We start from the raw sequence: 17317 nt of genomic DNA, 5'->3' as shown, positions 1-17317 counted from the left end.
CGACACACCTCAGCGTCCCGACCCTGCAGCATCCCCGCACCGCAGCGTGCCAATACCGCAGCGTTCCGGTGGCCTCGACGCCCCACTACTCGGTGGCGTTTGCCGATACGACTGCCGTGGCGTCCTGCCCGGCCGGCGCGGCGTTGAGCTTCGCCACCCGATTCGCCTCCGCGACCTCGTTCATGAACCGCATCACATCCGCATCCACAAAAATGTCTCGCGGCTGCAGCGGCCGCGAGAGATAAAGCCCCTCAAGCGAGCGGATGCGTGACAGCGCCACATAGGTCTGGCCCGGCGAAAAGGCACGGGCACCGAGGTCCACAACGGCACGGTCGTAGGTCTTGCCCTGCGATTTGTGGATTGTGACCGCCCACGCAAGCCGCAGTGGGAACTGCTGGAACTCCCCCACGACCTCGCGCGAAAGATCTTTGGACTCGGCGTCGTAGGAGTACTTGAGTTTCTCCCACACAATGGGTTCCACTTCGTGCTCTTCGTCGTCGATTTCGACGTGCACGGTTTTATTGATGCGGGTCACGACCCCGACCGAACCGTTCACCCAGCGCCCGTCGGGGTCATTGCGCAAGAACATCACTTGCGCGCCGATCTTCAGTTCGAGCTCAAGTTCGGCGGGGTAGGTCTTGGCATTGCCGAAGTCGCCGTTGATCTCGGCTGCAGCTGCCATGGTTTGTCCGGGCAGACGCTCGAGTTCGCGCGCGTTGATGCGGGAGACCGTCGCGTTCTTCGACGCGAGGGTAATGATCCCGTCGTTTGGGGCGGGCCGCGAACCAACCTCGTTGAGCCGATTGGCCATCGCCTCGGTGACATTGCCGTAACGCACGGCGGTGAGCAGGTTCCGAAACTCGTCGTCGTGCTGCCGGTGAATTTCTCGCAGGGTGTGGATGTGCAGCTCGGCATCGCGCCACACGTGCGCGTCAAAGAACCACATCGACTTGTAGTTGTCGCGTATCCAGGCCCGCTCATCCGGATCGCTCGGCGGCACCGGCGCGAGCTGGAACGGGTCGCCGAACATCACGACCTGCACGCCACCGAACGCTTCCGCCTTGCGCTGTCGGGCCTGTCGCAGCGAACGATCCATCGCATCCAGCAAATCGGCCGAGACCATCGAAATCTCGTCAATCACGAGCGTGTCAATCGTGTTGAGGAGCTTCTTCACCTCGCGATTCTGCTCAATCGGCTGGTTGCCGATAATGCCAATTGGCAGTTTGAAGAGCGAGTGGATGGTCTGCCCACCCACGTTAAGCGAGGCGACTCCGGTCGGGGCACAGATCACGAGCTGCTTGTCGGTGTGCCAGGACAGATGGTTGAGGAGGGTGGATTTTCCGGTACCGGCGCGTCCGGTCACGAAGAGGTGTTCGCGGGTGTCTTCGATGGCATCGAAGACCGCCTGCTGTTCCGGGGTGAGGTGCAGCGTCATTGGTTCGCATCCCTCTCTGCCAAGCTCTTGAGTCGTTCGTTATAGGCGCGCAGTTCGGCGTCCTCGTTTTTCTGTGCGCGGCGGTCCTCGCGTTTAGCGAGTTTCTCATCACTTCGGGCCCACTGCAGTCCCACTATGACCGCGAGGATCACCGTCGGGAACTCGCCAAGCCCCCAGGCGATGGCCCCGCCCTGTTGCTGGTCGAGCAGCGCCGATTCGGGACCCCAGGTGCGGCCTGTGGCACCGTACCACTCCGCGACCAGCAACCCCGTGCCGGTCATCACCGCGAGTCCGAAGAAGGCGTGGAAGGTCATGACCAGGATGAGTGAGATCAGTCGGGCGGGATACGGCGCGCGGGTGCGTGAGGGGTCGTCGCCGATCAGCGACTCGACGAAGAGGTAACCGACGATGAGGAAGTGAGCGATCATCCACATGTGGCCGACGTGATCGTAGGTGGCCCAGCGGAACAGCGGCGTGAAATAGAAGGTGAGCAGCGCCAGCGCAAAGTTGATGCCGGCCACGATCGGGTGTGAGAAGAACAGCGCCCACTTCGAGTGCACGAGGTGCAGCACCCACTCTCGCATGCCCATTGAGCCGTCGTGGCGCGGCTTTACGGTGCGCAAGAGCAGGGTCATCGGCGCGCCGAGCACGATGAAGATCGGGATGATCATCGAGAGGATCATGTGCTCGGTCATGTGGAAGCTGAACTGGAAACGGCCGTAGACAAGCAGCGCACCATTGACGTTGTACAGCAGGACCAGGATGCCGATGGTGATGGCTGCTACGCGCCACCACGGCCACTTGTCGCCGCGTCTCCGCAGGCGCGCGACCCCGAGGTAGTAAAAGACGAGGCCCATGACGGCCAGGAGCGTCCAAATGGGGTCGAGTCGCCACTCGGTGAACAGTCGGGAGAACTCAAAGGGTGGCGGGAGCTGTTCTCCGGAGAGTAGCTGTGCCGGGGTTGGTTCGGCGAGTTCCTCCGCGGTCACTTGTGGCTGCGGGCTCGGCGTGCGGCCTAGGGCGGCTGCCGCACCGGAGACCGCGCCCATGATGAACAGTTCAACCCCGAGGAGCCAGGTGAGCGGATGCGTGATGGACTTACGCGCCTCGACGTTTGCTTGCATCCGATCGATGAAATATCGCCGCTGGAAGACGCCGAATACACCGAGGACCACCAAGAGGGCCGCTTTGAGGAGCGTGATGTGGCCGTATTCGCTGCTGAACACGAGATCCCAGTCGCCGATATTCACCCAGGAGGCCACGAGCCCGCTCGTTCCGGTGACGATGAAGGCCACGAGTGCGAGCTGCGAGTAGCGCTCGATCAGCGGGAGTCGGCGCCGAGCGGGGGCGCCGAGCGCGAGGATCGCGACCACGACGAGACCGCCGAGCCACACGGCCGCGCCCGTGTAGTGCAGGGTAATGCCGCCGACCGCGGTGTTGTGGAACTCAGCACCGGCAGCGTGGCCGAGCGAGGCGATCGGCCACAGCGTGAGGAATGCCAGGGCGGTCGTGAGGAAGGTGCCCCAGCGGGAGCGTGCGGCAAATACGAATGTGCTCAGCGCCGCGGACATCACGATGGCCATGAGCCACAGTTGGCCGACCTCGAGCGTGGTGAGGTAGAACCACAGTCCCTGTCCGAAGCTCGCGTCGAAAGAAAACGGCACCGCGGAAATATCGAGGTACGCGAATAGTGCGGCGGCGATCGTGGAGACGGTCCACGCCGCGGCGCCGCCCTGCGCGAGACTCATGGCTCGCTCAAACTCGGGTTCCTTGCGACTGCAGGCCCAAATTGCGATCACGAGCGCGCCGATGGTGAGGGCGGCCGTGAGGTTGTATGCGAGCCGAGATGCGGGGGCGCCCCAGCGCACAATCGGCCCGGGGTCCCCGACGCCGAGCGGGGCTGCGCCGCCGCCGTATGCGAGTGCCAGGAGCATCAGTACTACCGCTGTAGCGAGGAGCCCTGCTGGGCCCCATGCCACAATGAGTCGAGCTTTTCGGCTCCAGCCGCTTTCGCCGATACGGTCGAGTTCGGCGTCGCTCAGCCCAGTTTTGCGTCGGCGACCGGCGCTGCTGGCGGGGCGATTGGTGGGGGTTGCGGAGCCCGGCTCGGACAATTTCATGGTTGTCCCAGGGTACCCCGCAGTAGGAGCCTCGTCAGAAAGCTGCAGGCCGCCCCGAAACCGGGACGGCCTGCGTGGTTACTGCCTGAAACTACTTGACAGCGTTCTTGAGCTTCGAACCAGCCGAGATCTTGACGCCCTTGGAAGCGGGAATCTGGATCTCGTCGCCGGTGCGGGGGTTACGGCCAACGCGAGCTGCGCGCTCGGTCTGCTCAACCGAGAACCAGCCCGGGATGGTGACCTTGTTGCCCTTGGCGGCGTTGGTCGCGAGCTGCTGGAACAGTGCATCCAGAACGCCGTTGACGGTTGCCTGGCTCTGGCCAGTTTCTGCTGCGATAGCGGCAACGAGTTCGGTCTTGTTCACGGTGGTCTTGTCTGCCATTCGTGCCCTCCTCAGGACGCTGCACTCACTCTCATAAGCGCAGATTTACGGTTTGGGTCGCCACGTTTCGCCATCTATAGCGGTCGGCAACGTCGCCAAACTAGCACCACCGACCTGCGATCCTTGCAAATACGCGGGTTTTGGGCGAAAAAAGTCCTGCGAATCCGCCAAAAGTCCACCTTCGGTCTGAAATCACCTCTGTTTCACGGACGAACAGCGATCTGCGCCAGTTACGATCACTCGCAACGTCGTTGCCTGCGATGGCGCTCATCCTCGCAGCCCAGCGCGAGCTGCCACGGTTCTTTGCCGACCAGTCGCAGCATTCCTGGGCGCCCAATAAGTTCGTTCCTGGCCTCGCTGACAAGCACGTACTCATGATTGGTTACGGTGGCGTCGGGCAGGCAATCGCGGCGCGCCTTGAACCGTTCGAGATCGACCTCACCGTCGTGGCAACTCGCGCACGCACGGCCGAGAATGGCACGAGTGTGCACGGAATGGAAGAGTTGCCGGAGCTCTTGCCTCACGCGGACATCGTGATTCTCGCGGTACCCCTGACCGACAGCACCCGGCACCTTGCTGACGATGCCTTCTTTGCGCTGATGCCCGAGGGAAGTCTCGTGGTCAATATTGCGCGAGGACTCGTGGCCGATACCAATGCAATTCGCAAGCATGCAGGTCGACTGCGGTTCGCACTGGACGTTACCGCCCCGGAACCACTACCGAGCGAGCATCCGCTCTGGGATGCCGAGGGCGTGCTCATCAGCCCGCACGCGGCCGCAGCAACCGACGCGATGCGGCCCCGAGTCGTACGACTCCTCCGGCGCCAGATCGAGCGAATGCTCGCCGGCAGGGAACCACTCAACATTGTGATCCGCACCTAATGACGGGTGGTGGTCCATCACCACCACGGAATACCACCCGGAATGAGGTTTACCGCTCTCCAGAAAGTAGTAAACCGTGTTTCGGTGGTATTCGGAATGACACATCCGCAGCCATCCACTCTTTTTGGCCTATGAGTCGGAAAGCATGAGGGCGGGCATCCAAAATTGGATGCCCGCCCTCATGCTGAGTGGAGCTGGCTGTTACCGGCCCACGGCGCTACCGCTCCAGCTGTTACCAGCTCACGGTGCCTATGGTCCAGCTGTTACCAGCTCACGGTGCCTATGGTCCAGCTGTTACCAGCTGGACTTGGTGATGCCGGGGAGCTCGCCCTTGTGTGCCATCTCACGGAAGCGAACACGGGAAACCCCGTACTTGCTCAGGAAACCGCGGGGGCGGCCGTCGATGCTGTCGCGACCGCGAACGCGCACTGGCGAGGCGTTGCGTGGAAGCTTCTGCAGTCCAAGGCGAGCCTCGTCACGCGACTCGTCGGTACCGTTGGGGTCAACGAGCTGCTTCTTCAGCTGCGCGCGACGCTCGGCGTAGCGGGCAACGATTTCCTTGCGCTGCTCGTTCTTTGCAATCTTGCTCTTCTTAGCCATGTCTTATCGCTCCTCGCGGAATTCGACGTGCTTACGGATAACCGGGTCGTACTTCTTCAGCACGAGGCGGTCAGGCGTGTTGCGTCGGTTCTTCTTCGTGACGTAGGTGAAGCCCGTGCCCGCGGTCGAGCGGAGCTTGATGATCGGGCGGACGTCGGTGCTCTTCTTAGCCATTAGAGCTTCACACCCTTCTTCTGGAGGTCAGCGATGACCGCGTCAATGCCGCGGGCGTCGATTACCTTGATGCCCTTTGCGGATACGGTAAGTGTCACCGTGCGCTTGAGCGAGGGAACGTAGAACTTCTTTTTCTGGATGTTCGGGTCAAAACGACGCTTGGTCCGTCGGTTTGAGTGCGAAACATTGTGACCGAACTGCGGAGTAGTACCGGTCACCTGGCATACTGCTGCCATGGTGTCTCCTTCAATACCGCAATGCCCATGAAGGCATTGCCCAAGATCTCTTGTCTGCGTCTGAGATTGCGGGATTGCAACCCCTTCGCGGTGTCGTCGGAGGAGTGACCCCAAACGCACCAGCTAGCAACTTTACGCGACAGATTGCGCTTTGCACAATAGTTTCTCGAAATAATCGAGCACGAATTCACGGTGCGCGCTCACTCCGGAGACTCCCACAACTCAACGTACTCTGCGCCAGCAACGGAGTCCGAAAAACCCCACCATCATGATCTGACTCGTGGGCGAACAACCACAGTCAGTCAGACCAATCCAAGGACTTCTCGACGGCCCGTGCCCAGCGCGCCAACCTGGCATCGCGTTCGTCGCGGGTCATCGATGGCTCAAATTTGCGATCAATACGTGCGTGGGTACGGAGTTCTTCCCGATCACGCCATACATCGGTTGCAAGGCCTGCCGCATATGCAGCACCGAGAGCAGTCGTCTCAATCACTCTTGGCCTAACGACTGATACGCCGAGGATGTCTGCCTGAAATTGCATGAGTAAGTTATTGCGTGTCATTCCCCCGTCCACGCGGAGCAGGGTCGGCGCCAGTGCCGTGTCTGCAGTCATCGCTGACATGACGTCGCGTGTCTGAAACGCTGTGGACTCTAACGCAGCACGAGCGATGTGGCCACGATTGACGAAACTAGTGAGTCCGACGAGCGCTCCCCGTGCGTCTGGTCGCCAATACGGTGCGTATAACCCAGAAAATGCTGGCACGAGGTATGTGCCGCCGTTGTCGGCAACCGAAAGCGCAAGCTCTTCGATCTCTTCGGAACGCTCGATAAGACCGAGATTGTCGCGGAGCCACTGGACGAGGGAACCAGTTACAGCAATAGAACCCTCGAGAGCGTATCGAGCTGGCTCGTCGCCACATCGGTATGCCACGGTACTTATCAGGCCATGGGTGCTGCGTACGAGCTCCGTACCTGTATTAACGAGCAAGAAATTGCCAGTCCCGTAAGTATTCTTTGATTCACCCGACTCGAATGCGGCCTGCCCGAATGCGGCTGCTTGTTGATCTCCGAGAATTCCTGCAATGGGAACTCCTTCAATACTCCGCAAATGGGCTGAACCAAAAATCTCCGAAGAGGAACGTACTTCGGGCAGCATTACGCGTGGAATATCCCAGATATCCAAAAGATCGCTCGACCACTCCAGCGTTTCGATGTCGAGCAAGAGCGTACGGCTAGCGTTCGTTACATCGGTTATGTGTATGCCACCGCGGGATCCACCGGTCAGATTCCATACCAACCAGGAATCCGCTGTCCCGAAAAGGAGGTCTCCTCGCGCTGCTGCAGTTCGAGCGCCGGGAACCTGATCAAGAATCCAGGCAATTTTTGACGCCGAGAAATAGGTCGCGACCGGCAAACCAGTCAGCGCAGAAATGGTTTCGGCTTGTTCAGGAGAGATCTCGTTTAGCTGAGGCAGCGTGCGGGTGTCTTGCCACACAATCGCGTTGTAGACAGGACGCCCCGAGTGACGGTCCCACACGAATACGGTTTCGCGCTGATTCGTCAGTCCTATTGCCGAAATGTCCTGGGGCATCAATCCGGCTTTCGCAATGACGGATGCGATCGCCCACTCCGCATTCGTCCAGATCTCGACGGGGTCGTGCTCGACCCATCCTTGTCTAGGGAATATCTGTCGGTGTTCTCGCTGTGAGGTCGCAATGGGCGAGCCGGTTTCGTCAAACACGATTGCGCGCGTCGACGTAGTGCCGTTGTCGAGGGCGAGCACGTATTTAGACAATGGTGGACACCTGTTCCTCGGGCCAATTCGGGTGAGCCGCATTCACACGTGTGAGCGCGCGTTGAACTTCGGCGGAGATCTCCGACTCATCCCAATTCAATATTGGAGCGATGGCGTCCGCGATTTCATGTGCTGCTTCCTGACTCGCGCCTCCAACGAACGCAATGCTGGTACGTCGCTGCAGAATATCGTCGAGGTGAACGACCGACTCGAACTTTGCAAGGTAACGGAACTCTGCCGTGCTGTATTCGGGTGCGTGAGTCAACGGAGCATCCGACGGATCCTTGCTGAGTTCGCTAATGACTTCGCTTGCGACAGTTCCATAGCGCTCCAGGAGGCGGTTGGCTCGATCGGCACCAACGCTGTTGGCATACTTGGCGACCCATGCTTCTCGATCCATAACTGAGGTGGGAAAGCCACGACCACCTCCGATCGCGACGCCGCGTGTATGCCGCTTCCGGTCTCGGCCGAGAGTTCGAAGAGCCGCATCCGCGAGGCTCTCCGCCGAAGCGCGGAAGGTTGTCAATTTCCCGCCCACGAGGCTAAGTAGCGTCGATTCACTCGCGCCATGAATCGTCTCTTCTTCGATCCTGTAATCGCGCGACACAAAGCCCGGAGCCAGATCATCGTGGCCAGGCAGCGGTCGTACACCGCTAAACCGATACACGATTTGCGATCGATCCACTTGAATGTCTGGCAATACTTGGCCGATGAGGTCTATGAAGTAGTCGACCTCTTCCTCGGTGCACTGGACTGGGTCTGCCATGTCGTGCTCCAAGTCGCTCGTTCCTACCAGGACTCGGCCCTTCATGGGGTGGATGAGGACGATGCGACCGTCGCTGTTTTCGAAGAAAAGTTCCCGACCGTTAGTTGCTTCGAGCAATTCCGCATTGTCAATGACGATGTGCGAGCCCTTGGTGCCGCCCATATACTTCGATGGGCGACCAAGTGCGGTGTTGGTCAGGTCTGTCCACGGACCAGTGACGTTGATGATTACCTTCGCATTGAAGGACAGTTCAGCACCGGTCACCTCGTCACGAATGATAGTGCGGCCCTCGCCGTCGATTCCGACTGCCGCCACATAGTTCGACGCACGAGCCTGATCGTGGCCAGCACCCTTGCCGTCACGGAGTACATCTAACGCCAGCCGTTCGGGGTCGTGCACCGAAGCATCCCAATAGGTCGCAGTGTATTTCGTCGATTGGTGTAGCTGTGGCAGCTCCTCCATGGAACGACGCCGCCCTCGGAAAGTGTGGCGAGGCACGGTCCCGCCGTCGCGGGAAAATGAGTCATAGAGAATGAGTCCGACCTTGATGAGCAGAGCCCCGCGTTCACGTCGAGGACCTGCACCGTGCCGGAAAAACCGCAGGGGCGCAGTGAAAAGTCCCGAAAACGTCTTCGTGATGGGAATAGTGGTTTGCAAGGGTCGAACATAGTGCGGTGCGGTGCGAAGCAGATCATTTCGTTCAATCACAGCTTCGCGAACGAGACGAAATTCGCCATTTTCGAGATAGCGCACACCGCCGTGAATCATGTGCGACGAGGCAGCCGAGGCCCCACTGGCGTAGTCGTGGCGTTCGATGAGCGCGACGTCGATACCTTGCATGGCTAGATCTCGGAATGTGGCCAGACCATTGATCCCGCCGCCGATGATTAGGACGTCAGCATTGGGACGTTCGGTCAGTGCGGTCCAAGTTGCGCGATCGCGCGGAGCGTTCGTGTTGTTCATGTGTTCCTCCTGAGACATACAGTGCCAGGCCTGCACGATATTGACGCCGCATTGCACAAACGTGCACACTTGTCTTATGGATTCGCAAGATCAAGACCTCGAGCGAATTCGTCGTGCTGCCACGGCGGCCCACCTCTACTACGTCCAGGACCGAACCACGGATGCTATTGCGCGGGAGCTTTCGGTGTCGCGGTCGACGGTGTCGCGATTGCTGACCTACGCACGGGAGACGGGCATTGTTGAAATCCGCGTGCAATCGCCATTCGATGCCCCAGAATCTCTGGAAACGCAGCTCGGACATCGATTCGGCATTCGGGCAAATGTTGTGCCAGTGCCGAACAAGATTAGCGAGGTGGAACGGCTTGATCGGGTCGCGACGGCAGCGGCACACGTACTTGCGGACCTAATTCTGCCAAGTGCGGTTATTGGGCTCGCTTGGGGTTCAACGATTTCGGCGGTCAGCCGCCACCTAATCCCCAAACGGGATACGGGGTCAACATTTGTACAGATCAACGGTTCGGGCAATACCCACAGCACTGGAGTGCTTTACGCCAGCGAGCTGTTGAGTCGGTTTGCCCACGCGTACGATGCTCGCGCACAGCAGTTCCCAGTGCCCGCTTTTTTCGATGATGCCGATACGAAGAAGGCGATGTGGCGTGAGCGAAGCACACAACGTATTCTTCGCATCCAACACCGGATGAGCTTGGTCATCTTTAGCGTCGGTGCCGCCGATGCCGGCGTACCCAGCCATGTCTACGCGGGCGGGTACTTAGACCGGAATGATCTGAAGTCGCTCCGTGACGTTGGCGTTGTAGGCGATGTGGCTACAGTGTTCTATCGACAAGACGGATCCAGCGACGGAATTCCGTTGAATGAGCGAGCGACAGGCCCGTCACTTGCGCAACTTCGATCTGTCGCTAGGCGGTGCTGTGTCGTGTCGGGAGGGGCAAAATCTGCGAGTCTGCGCGGAGCCCTGGCGGCAGGACTTATCACCGACCTTGTTATCGACTCTGAGTCGGCAAGGCTGCTGTTGAACTAGCGAAGGAACCGCCAGAGTTTGCGACAGAACGTGAGATTTCCGCAGCTGCCTGCAATAGCCGCGGTGCTAAACGATCTGCCGTTTCACTGGGGAGGTGTGCATTGATCGATGAAATCGTGACGGCAATGAATGGCGGCCCGGAGCTCACTGGAACAGGCGCTGCCATGCCTGCGATACCTGGAGAGGTCAGATCGTGACCGTAGAAGTAGCCGTTCATCTCGACCTGGTGCATTTTTTCGCGAATGGTCGAGGCATCCAATACGAGCGGGACATCAAGCTGCTTTCGGGTTCGTTCAAGAGCATCGGGTGCAAGTATCAGGTCCTGGTCTTCAGCGGGAATACCCGATAGCAATGCGATTCCTGCGTGAGTAGTTGTGAGTGGCCTAGTTTCGCCAACTTCGACCGAATACACATGCACAGGTGACGAGCCCTGCGCTCGAGCGACATACAGAACTCGTCGACGCATAAGGATGCCCACGTAACACGTGACGGTCGTATAGTCCGCGAGATCCTGCACAATCGCCTGTATCGCGTCAATATCACCGAGCGGGAAGGGCGCGCTAAGCCCAAGCCTGAAGGCGAGCGGCCCCAAAGCATACTTTCGGTCAGGACGCTGCGTAATTAGCTCTTCTCGAGCGAGGTTACCGAGGATTCGATGTGCCGTTGGCCGCACGACACCACTTTCGCTGGCAATGTCCACCAGCCGCGCGCCATTCTGGCCATAGTCCGCAACGGTACGCAGTATCGCGGCAATCTTGACTACCAGGCTCGCACTGCTCTCGTTCATGCGAGGCCTCCTTCCTTGCGCAAGCAACCCTAGCCGCGCAGCTACATTTCATCTTTCTTCAGATCAAAGCATGCGTCATTCAGGACATACAGTCCATTGTATGGACTTCTAGTGAACGTTTTTTCACGTGCAAATCGAAGGGGGTTGACGCATAGTTCCGCACTGTGCTTCACTCCTTGGAATCGCCGACGACAACGAAGTCATCTTGACCTCAGTTCTAGGCACACTAAAAGTCCAGTGAATGAACTTCCAAATACAAGAGGGGCGACCATTGATTACAGAGACATTGACGACAGAGGTGGCGGACTCAACGCCACTGCACACGAGTCCAGCCACGAGAACAATCAATGTTGGCGGCAAACAGGTGACTTACCACGTAGCGGGGAAACCACGGGCCGGGCAGCCAACAGCGGTACTCGTGCACGGGACGGGCGGAAATACAGAACAGCATTTCCCCTTTGTCTTCCCGATGCTTGCCCGTGCACGGCAGGTGGTGTCCGTAGACCTCACGGTTCCAGAAGACAAGGACCAACTCGAACTGCAAGACCTCGTCGATCAAGTCACGGCAGTAATCCACGAGGCTTCAAACCAGGCAGTCACACTCGTTGGTTACTCCCTCGGTGCGGTGGTAGCCGCTGCGGTGGCAGGCACTACTCCAAGCCTCATTTCGCAACTGGTACTTGCGTCCGGATGGATGAAGTCCGACGCACATCAACGATTGCGTAACGACCTTTGGCGAGCGATGTGGGAACAAGACACCGCAGCCGCGGGCGCATTTACCGCCTTCACCGCTCTCAGCCCCGCATTTGTTAATCGGCAGTCGGACGACGAGCTAGCCAAAATCGTTTCGAGCCTTACTGCTGAGCGCGCATTTGCTATGCAGATGGATCTCAACAGGCGCATTGACATCAGCGATCAGGTTGCCTCGATTACGGCGCAGACGCTCATCATCACTTGCACCGACGACCAAATGGTGCCTCGGCATCACGCCGATCAATTATTCGGCGCAATCGAGAACGCACGCCTCGCCGAAGTTCGAGCCGGTCACGCAGTCACGCTCGAGCGGCCAGCTGAACTCGTCCACCTCATCGACACGTTCAGCACAGATCCATATCGATGGCCAACCGGGTCCAAGGTTCCAAGCCCCAGGCCTTAGGCCCGAGGCCCTAGGACACGACTTGTCTACATCCATACCTATTAGAAAGTACGAAAAGACCATGACCCACCACCTAGCGGATTCCGGACAGGAATCCATCACCACTGAACCACTCCAACACGTAGAAGTCATCATCGTCGGTGCAGGATTTGCCGGCGTTGGACTTGGCGTCCAACTCAAGCGAAACGGACAGGACTCCTTCGTAATTCTTGAACGCGCAGGCGATGTCGGGGGATCGTGGCGCGACAACGTGTACCCCGGAGTGGCTTGCGATGTACCCTCACCGCTGTACTCCTATTCGTTTGCGTCGAACCCGGACTGGTCGCGAATGTACTCGCCGGGAGGCGAAATTTGGGATTACATTCGAGAAACTGCAACGGAAGCCGGGCTCGAGCGTCACCTACGATTCGACCATGAAATGCTCGACGCGCGTTGGAATAGCGACCTCAGCCTGTGGGAAGTAACCACTCCGCACGGTAAATTCACCGGACGATATTTTGTCGCAGCTACTGGCCACCTCACTGACCCGAAGCTTCCCAATGTGCCCGGCCTCGAAAGCTTCTCTGGTGAGATGCTTCATTCGGCGCGATGGGATGCAACAGCCGAGATCAAGGGCAAGCGGGTCGGGGTCGTCGGAACAGGTGCTTCGGCAATTCAGGTCATCCCACAAATTGCCAAGGATGCAGCAGAGCTTGTGGTTTTCCAGCGCAGCGCTCCGTACATTGTTCCCCGCAACGATCGCTCCTTCTCCGAGGCTGAAAAGCGACAATTTCGCCGCAGCCAGGAAAGCATCGACGCACTTCGCGACCAGATCTTCTGGGACAGTGACCACGAGTTTGCAGCCCGCAGCCTGGTCCCTAAATACGTTGAGACAGCTCGCACAAATGCCCTGACTCACCTCTCGAATCAAGTTGCAGACCAAGAGCTTCGCGCCAAGCTCACTCCTGACTACGAGATTGGCTGCAAGCGCATCCTTCTGAGCGACAATTACTACCCGGCCCTACAGCAGCCGAACGTGACATTGGAAACCGCCGCGCTCGATAACGTTGAAGGCTCAATCGCCCGCAGCGCCGCAGGGAACGAGTTCGAACTCGATGTGTTGGTGTTTGCCACCGGATTCGACACGTGGGACCTGCCCTCATCTCATCGGGTATTCGGTGAAGGCGGTGTATGCCTTGGCGAACAATGGTCCACCGGTATGCAGGCCTATAACTCGGTCACCGTGCACAATTTTCCTAATATGTTCATGCTCAACGGCCCCGCTTCGAGCCTCGGCCATAACTCCATCGTGTACATGATTGAGGTACAGATCGACTACGTCATCGATGCGCTCAACTGGATGCGGAATAACGACGTACCCGTTATCGAAGTCACCGAAGAAGCTGAACAGGAATACGCCGACCGCCTCCACGAGCAGGCGCAGTCGACGGCCTGGCTCGCTGGCGGATGCAGCAGTTGGTACATTGACCCCCGAAACGGGCGACTCACTCTGACATGGCCAAACTTCGCCCACAGCTACCGGGACCAGTGTGCCGATTTCGACCCGGCCGTCTACGCGCAGCACGGTCAGGCGGCGCTTGTCGCGACCTCATAGCTAGTAACCACGACTAACTCTTGGCATCCCGGTGAGTTCAGTTCTCACCCCTCTATCTGTTGGTCCTCGCATCGAGGAACCGCAAACTGAAAGCAAACACCTGTGTGGTGTTTATGAAAGGTAATCAAATGACGAAATCAGCAACGGCGCAGATTAGTCTCACGAAAAGCGAACGGCTAAGGTCCATCCGCGCAGCGGCGGTCGGCAATGCGCTCGAATGGTTCGACTGGACGCTCTATGCGACTTTCTCCGTATACCTTGCCGCCAATCTTTTCGATGACAATGACCCGACCTCCGCACTCCTCGCGGTACTCGCGGTATTCGCAGCCGGATTCATCGCTCGTCCATTGGGCGGCTGGCTTTTCGGTATCCTGGGTGATCGTCGCGGACGCAAATTCACCCTTATTGTCACGATGATGTTGCTCGCGTTGACGAGTCTAGGACTCGCTCTCGTGCCAACTTACGATCAGGTCGGGGTGCTTGCCTCTGTGCTGCTCGTTATTCTCAGGCTGACACAGGGCCTCGCACACGGCGGTGAATCGGGTGTGGCGTACACCTACATCGCGGAGATCGCTCCCGATAAGAATCGCGCGCTCTGGACGAGCTCAGTCTTCATTAGTGTGATGATCGGCGTGATGGCTGCAACCGCGATGGCTGCGATTCTGACCGGCATTCTGGGCGCTGAGGCAATGAGCGAGTGGGGATGGCGAATTGGCTTCGGTGTTGGTGCACTGTTGGGAGTTTATGCGCTCTTCTTGCGTCGTTCGGCAGAGGAATCGGATGTGTTTGAAGCGGAGAAGCAGGACACTCAGGCCCCCACGAAATTGACGGGCCGCCAACTGTTGGCATTCGGTGTTCGCATCCTCATGATTTGCGCTGCAACCAACACCATCTACTACGTCTGGGTTACCTTTGCCCCGACCAATGCGATCGCGGAAAAGGGAATGGACCCTAACGGTGCCTACATCGCGAGCTTGATCGCTCAGTTCCTGTGCATCTTGACCCTGCCGTTCTTCGGGATTCTTGCTGACCGCTGGGGTCGAAAACGAACACTCGCAGCCTTTGGTATTGGGGTCATGCTTGCGGTATTCCCGATCAGCTGGATGGTCACTGACCAGCCGTGGACCCTTTTCGCTGCCCAGCTTCTCGGACTGCTCGTCTGGGCCATCCTCGCCTCGATGTTCCCCGCGCTGCTTGCGGAGCAGATTCCGACTTCGGCACGCGCTCGCGGTGTTGGCCTGATGTCTTCCGTATCCGTGGCGATCTTTGGTGGAATGGCGCCGTACGCCAATACGTGGCTCACCTCGATCGGTCTGTCTTGGGTCTTCTCGCTCTGGATCGTGGTGCTTGGCGCGCTCGCGGTGGTCGGTGCCATTGTGATCAAAGAGACCGCAGGGAAGCCGCTTTCCGAAATCGGTGAGAGCAGTGAACCGCTTTCTGGCGGAGGAACAAAGCCTGCCAACGTCCCCACTTCAGTAGAATGACGTACTGGATTGGTAAAGCTGTCGTCGTTACAGGTGCCGTTCGCGGCCAAGGCGCAGCGGAAGTACTGCATATGCTCAACCTAGGTGCGCACGTTGTCGCCGTAGATATCCATCCGGCGACGTCACCCTACTGGCAGCAGCTCCACGAATCTTCGGGGACGAATAGTGAACGACTCACTTCGGTGGTTGCCGATATCGCAACCACCGAAGGGTGGGACCAGGTGGCTGCTACCGTCACATCGACGGGCGTGCCACTGTTTGGACTCGTCAACAATGCTGGCATAACGCTGCGCAAGACGGTCAGTGCCACAACACCTGAAGAATGGGAGCGCGTGCTGGCCGTCAACCTCAGCGGGGCGTTCCTCGGCATCCACACCTTGAGTCCGTTGTTTTCCACTGGTGCGTCGATCGTCAATATCTCGTCCACCGCAGGACTGAGCGGGTACTTCGGAGCCGCATATTCGGCTTCAAAGTGGGCGTTGCGTGGCTTGACTCGATCAGCAGCGATCGAGTTCGCATCCAGAGACATCCGGGTGAACTGTGTGTGCCCAGGGTTGATTGAAACGGAGATGGTGAACTCCCCAGATCCTTACGTCCACGGGGTAGATAAAATGACCTTCCACGACGCAAACCAGGCAGCAACACCGCTCCAGCGAGGTGCCGATCCGGGTGAAGTGGCGCGAACGGTGTCATTCTTGCTCGGTCCGGAATCCTCATTCATCACCGGAGCAGACCTTCCCGTTGATGGTGGATTTAGTGGCGGCGGACTGTACTTGGGCATAGGCAAAGCAACGGGGAATCTCTAATGTCAGCAGAAAACAGCACCATGCTTGCGACTCGATTCACCGGTCCTGGTGAACCACTTGAGCTAGTCGAAATCCCGAGGCGCGAGCCGGGGCCAGGGGAAGCACTCGTCCGAGTACGCGCCGTGGGAATCTGTCGTTCCGATTTGCACATCATCGAAGGGCATACTCCTACGGCACCGCCACCCCTTACCTTGGGACACGAGGTCTCAGGCACGGTCGAGACTGTTCATGACGATACCGAGAGCACCATGCTTGGCCAACATGTCTACATCGACCCCACGATCGGGTGTGGCAAATGTCGACACTGTGCGCGAGACGAAGCAAACTATTGCGCGCAACGCCGCACCATTGGCATCCATGTCGATGGGGGCCTGGCTGAATTCATCACCGTTCCCATTGCCAATTTGGTGCCAATACCCGAGGGGATTTCGTTTGCGGAGTCCGCGATAATTGATAGTGCCTCGGTGGTCGAGCACGCGTTGAGGCTTCTCGAGGTCATGGCCGATGACTCGGTGGTCGTCATTGGTGCTGGTGGTCTTGGGATGCAAGCGGTGAGGCTCGCAGTACTTCGAGCTGCGCGGGTGATTGTCATCGATACAGACCCAGTCGCGCGGGACCGATGCCTCGCAGCAGGTGCGGTGCTGGCGGTCGATCCCCGCGACGACACTAGTCGAGACCTCATCCTCGAAAAGTGCGGCAACCCAAACGGGGTCGATCACGTCATCGACTGCGTGGGATCATCAACCACTACAAAGGATGCGCTTGAACTGCTCGATCTTCACGGGCAACTCGCAATCGTCGGCATTGGAACCGGAACTCTGGAGCTCACCCCACCGGCGCACTTCGTCCGTCGTTCGTTGCGAGTGTATGGAATCTACGGAAGCGCACGTCGCGATATCGAGCGAATCGTCAACCTTCTCAGCGACGGATCGTTTCGACTCGCTCCGTCTGTCAGCAGGACAATTTCGCTACGTGAGGTGAATGAAGGTGTTGCCGCATTCAACAATCGTGCCGATTCTCCCGTTCGAGTCGTCGTAGAGCCATAGTTGTCTCGGCTGAGCACGTTGACCGCTACGAAACTGTTTGAAACTCAGCGTCG

The 17317-nt window shown here is 58.7% G+C and carries 16 protein-coding genes; 7 read left to right on the top strand and 9 right to left on the bottom strand.

What is annotated here, in order from left to right:
- Positions 1-85: 85 nt before the first annotated feature.
- From ACTHXA_RS05730 to ACTHXA_RS05720, 3 genes are all read right to left on the bottom strand, one after another.
- Positions 86-1435, bottom strand: a complete 1350-nt coding sequence (locus ACTHXA_RS05730) for an ATP-dependent DNA helicase (RefSeq protein ID WP_441670266.1) — start codon at positions 1433-1435, stop codon at positions 86-88.
- Positions 1432-3555, bottom strand: a complete 2124-nt coding sequence (locus ACTHXA_RS05725) for a cytochrome c oxidase assembly protein (protein WP_441670264.1) — start codon at positions 3553-3555, stop codon at positions 1432-1434. The genes ACTHXA_RS05730 and ACTHXA_RS05725 overlap by 4 nt, the downstream gene beginning before the upstream one ends.
- 91 nt (positions 3556-3646) lie before the next feature.
- Positions 3647-3937, bottom strand: coding sequence for an HU family DNA-binding protein (locus ACTHXA_RS05720; protein WP_441670262.1), 291 nt, complete (start codon positions 3935-3937; stop codon positions 3647-3649).
- 260 nt (positions 3938-4197) lie between these two features.
- Between ACTHXA_RS05720 and ACTHXA_RS05715 the strand changes: the two genes are divergently transcribed.
- On the top strand, positions 4198-4818 hold the full coding sequence (locus ACTHXA_RS05715; protein WP_441670260.1) for an NAD(P)-dependent oxidoreductase: 621 nt from the start codon (positions 4198-4200) through the stop codon (positions 4816-4818).
- A 294-nt stretch (positions 4819-5112) separates the two neighbouring features.
- Here the strand turns inward: ACTHXA_RS05715 and rpsN are convergent, their stop codons facing one another.
- The 5 genes from rpsN to ACTHXA_RS05690 form a co-directional block, all read right to left on the bottom strand.
- Positions 5113-5418, bottom strand: a complete 306-nt coding sequence (rpsN, locus tag ACTHXA_RS05710) for a 30S ribosomal protein S14 (RefSeq protein ID WP_441670258.1) — start codon at positions 5416-5418, stop codon at positions 5113-5115.
- 3 nt (positions 5419-5421) lie between these two features.
- Complete coding sequence (gene rpmG / locus ACTHXA_RS05705; RefSeq protein ID WP_441670256.1) at positions 5422-5592, bottom strand: 50S ribosomal protein L33; 171 nt, start codon at positions 5590-5592, stop codon at positions 5422-5424.
- On the bottom strand, positions 5592-5828 hold the full coding sequence (rpmB, locus tag ACTHXA_RS05700) for a 50S ribosomal protein L28 (RefSeq protein ID WP_441670254.1): 237 nt from the start codon (positions 5826-5828) through the stop codon (positions 5592-5594). The genes rpmG and rpmB overlap by 1 nt, the downstream gene beginning before the upstream one ends.
- Before the next feature lie 298 nt (positions 5829-6126).
- On the bottom strand, positions 6127-7623 hold the full coding sequence (glpK, locus tag ACTHXA_RS05695; RefSeq protein WP_441670252.1) for a glycerol kinase GlpK: 1497 nt from the start codon (positions 7621-7623) through the stop codon (positions 6127-6129).
- Positions 7616-9352, bottom strand: a complete 1737-nt coding sequence (locus ACTHXA_RS05690; protein ID WP_441670250.1) for an FAD-dependent oxidoreductase — start codon at positions 9350-9352, stop codon at positions 7616-7618. The genes glpK and ACTHXA_RS05690 overlap by 8 nt, the downstream gene beginning before the upstream one ends.
- Before the next feature lie 76 nt (positions 9353-9428).
- Between ACTHXA_RS05690 and ACTHXA_RS05685 the strand changes: the two genes are divergently transcribed.
- Positions 9429-10391, top strand: a complete 963-nt coding sequence (locus ACTHXA_RS05685) for a sugar-binding transcriptional regulator (RefSeq protein ID WP_441670248.1) — start codon at positions 9429-9431, stop codon at positions 10389-10391.
- On the opposite strand, the gene ACTHXA_RS05680 is transcribed toward ACTHXA_RS05685, so the two are convergent.
- Positions 10354-11178 (bottom strand): IclR family transcriptional regulator, encoded by an 825-nt coding sequence (locus ACTHXA_RS05680; protein ID WP_441670246.1) that lies wholly within the window; start codon positions 11176-11178, stop codon positions 10354-10356. The two genes, ACTHXA_RS05685 and ACTHXA_RS05680, sit on opposite strands and share 38 nt — an antisense overlap.
- A 271-nt stretch (positions 11179-11449) precedes the next feature.
- Between ACTHXA_RS05680 and ACTHXA_RS05675 the strand changes: the two genes are divergently transcribed.
- The 5 genes from ACTHXA_RS05675 (at position 11450) to ACTHXA_RS05655 (ending at position 17264) form a co-directional block, all read left to right on the top strand.
- Positions 11450-12334 (top strand): alpha/beta fold hydrolase, encoded by an 885-nt coding sequence (locus ACTHXA_RS05675; protein ID WP_441670244.1) that lies wholly within the window; start codon positions 11450-11452, stop codon positions 12332-12334.
- A gap of 61 nt (positions 12335-12395) precedes the next feature.
- Positions 12396-13928, top strand: a complete 1533-nt coding sequence (locus ACTHXA_RS05670) for a flavin-containing monooxygenase (protein ID WP_441670242.1) — start codon at positions 12396-12398, stop codon at positions 13926-13928.
- A 128-nt stretch (positions 13929-14056) separates the two neighbouring features.
- Positions 14057-15412 (top strand): MFS transporter, encoded by a 1356-nt coding sequence (locus ACTHXA_RS05665; RefSeq protein WP_441670240.1) that lies wholly within the window; start codon positions 14057-14059, stop codon positions 15410-15412.
- On the top strand, positions 15409-16218 hold the full coding sequence (locus ACTHXA_RS05660) for an SDR family NAD(P)-dependent oxidoreductase (protein ID WP_441670238.1): 810 nt from the start codon (positions 15409-15411) through the stop codon (positions 16216-16218). Before ACTHXA_RS05665 ends, ACTHXA_RS05660 begins: the two co-directional genes overlap by 4 nt.
- Complete coding sequence (locus ACTHXA_RS05655; RefSeq protein WP_441670236.1) at positions 16218-17264, top strand: zinc-dependent alcohol dehydrogenase; 1047 nt, start codon at positions 16218-16220, stop codon at positions 17262-17264. The genes ACTHXA_RS05660 and ACTHXA_RS05655 overlap by 1 nt, the downstream gene beginning before the upstream one ends.
- Positions 17265-17317 lie beyond the last annotated feature (53 nt).

It is taken from the genome of Gulosibacter sp., assembly GCF_052090685.1.
Taxonomy (GTDB): Bacteria; Actinomycetota; Actinomycetes; order Actinomycetales; family Microbacteriaceae; genus Gulosibacter.
The sequence above is the reverse complement of the archived record's forward strand: the minus strand, read 5'-3'. Positions and strand labels throughout refer to the sequence as shown.

Bases quoted from the DNA above. Each gene is read 5' to 3' on its own strand.
- ACTHXA_RS05690 (WP_441670250.1), bottom strand. From the start codon at position 9,352: ATGAACAACACGAACGCTCCGCGCGATCGCGCAACTTGGACCGCACTG.
- ACTHXA_RS05685 (WP_441670248.1), top strand. From the start codon at position 9,429: ATGGATTCGCAAGATCAAGACCTCGAGCGAATTCGTCGTGCTGCCACG.
- ACTHXA_RS05725 (WP_441670264.1), bottom strand. From the start codon at position 3,555: ATGAAATTGTCCGAGCCGGGCTCCGCAACCCCCACCAATCGCCCCGCC.
- ACTHXA_RS05665 (WP_441670240.1), top strand. From the start codon at position 14,057: ATGACGAAATCAGCAACGGCGCAGATTAGTCTCACGAAAAGCGAACGG.
- ACTHXA_RS05655 (WP_441670236.1), top strand. From the start codon at position 16,218: ATGTCAGCAGAAAACAGCACCATGCTTGCGACTCGATTCACCGGTCCT.
- ACTHXA_RS05715 (WP_441670260.1), top strand. From the start codon at position 4,198: ATGGCGCTCATCCTCGCAGCCCAGCGCGAGCTGCCACGGTTCTTTGCC.
- ACTHXA_RS05730 (WP_441670266.1), bottom strand. From the start codon at position 1,435: ATGACGCTGCACCTCACCCCGGAACAGCAGGCGGTCTTCGATGCCATC.
- ACTHXA_RS05720 (WP_441670262.1), bottom strand. From the start codon at position 3,937: ATGGCAGACAAGACCACCGTGAACAAGACCGAACTCGTTGCCGCTATC.
- rpmB (WP_441670254.1), bottom strand. From the start codon at position 5,828: ATGGCAGCAGTATGCCAGGTGACCGGTACTACTCCGCAGTTCGGTCAC.
- rpsN (WP_441670258.1), bottom strand. From the start codon at position 5,418: ATGGCTAAGAAGAGCAAGATTGCAAAGAACGAGCAGCGCAAGGAAATC.
- rpmG (WP_441670256.1), bottom strand. From the start codon at position 5,592: ATGGCTAAGAAGAGCACCGACGTCCGCCCGATCATCAAGCTCCGCTCG.
- ACTHXA_RS05670 (WP_441670242.1), top strand. From the start codon at position 12,396: ATGACCCACCACCTAGCGGATTCCGGACAGGAATCCATCACCACTGAA.
- ACTHXA_RS05660 (WP_441670238.1), top strand. From the start codon at position 15,409: ATGACGTACTGGATTGGTAAAGCTGTCGTCGTTACAGGTGCCGTTCGC.
- ACTHXA_RS05680 (WP_441670246.1), bottom strand. From the start codon at position 11,178: ATGAACGAGAGCAGTGCGAGCCTGGTAGTCAAGATTGCCGCGATACTG.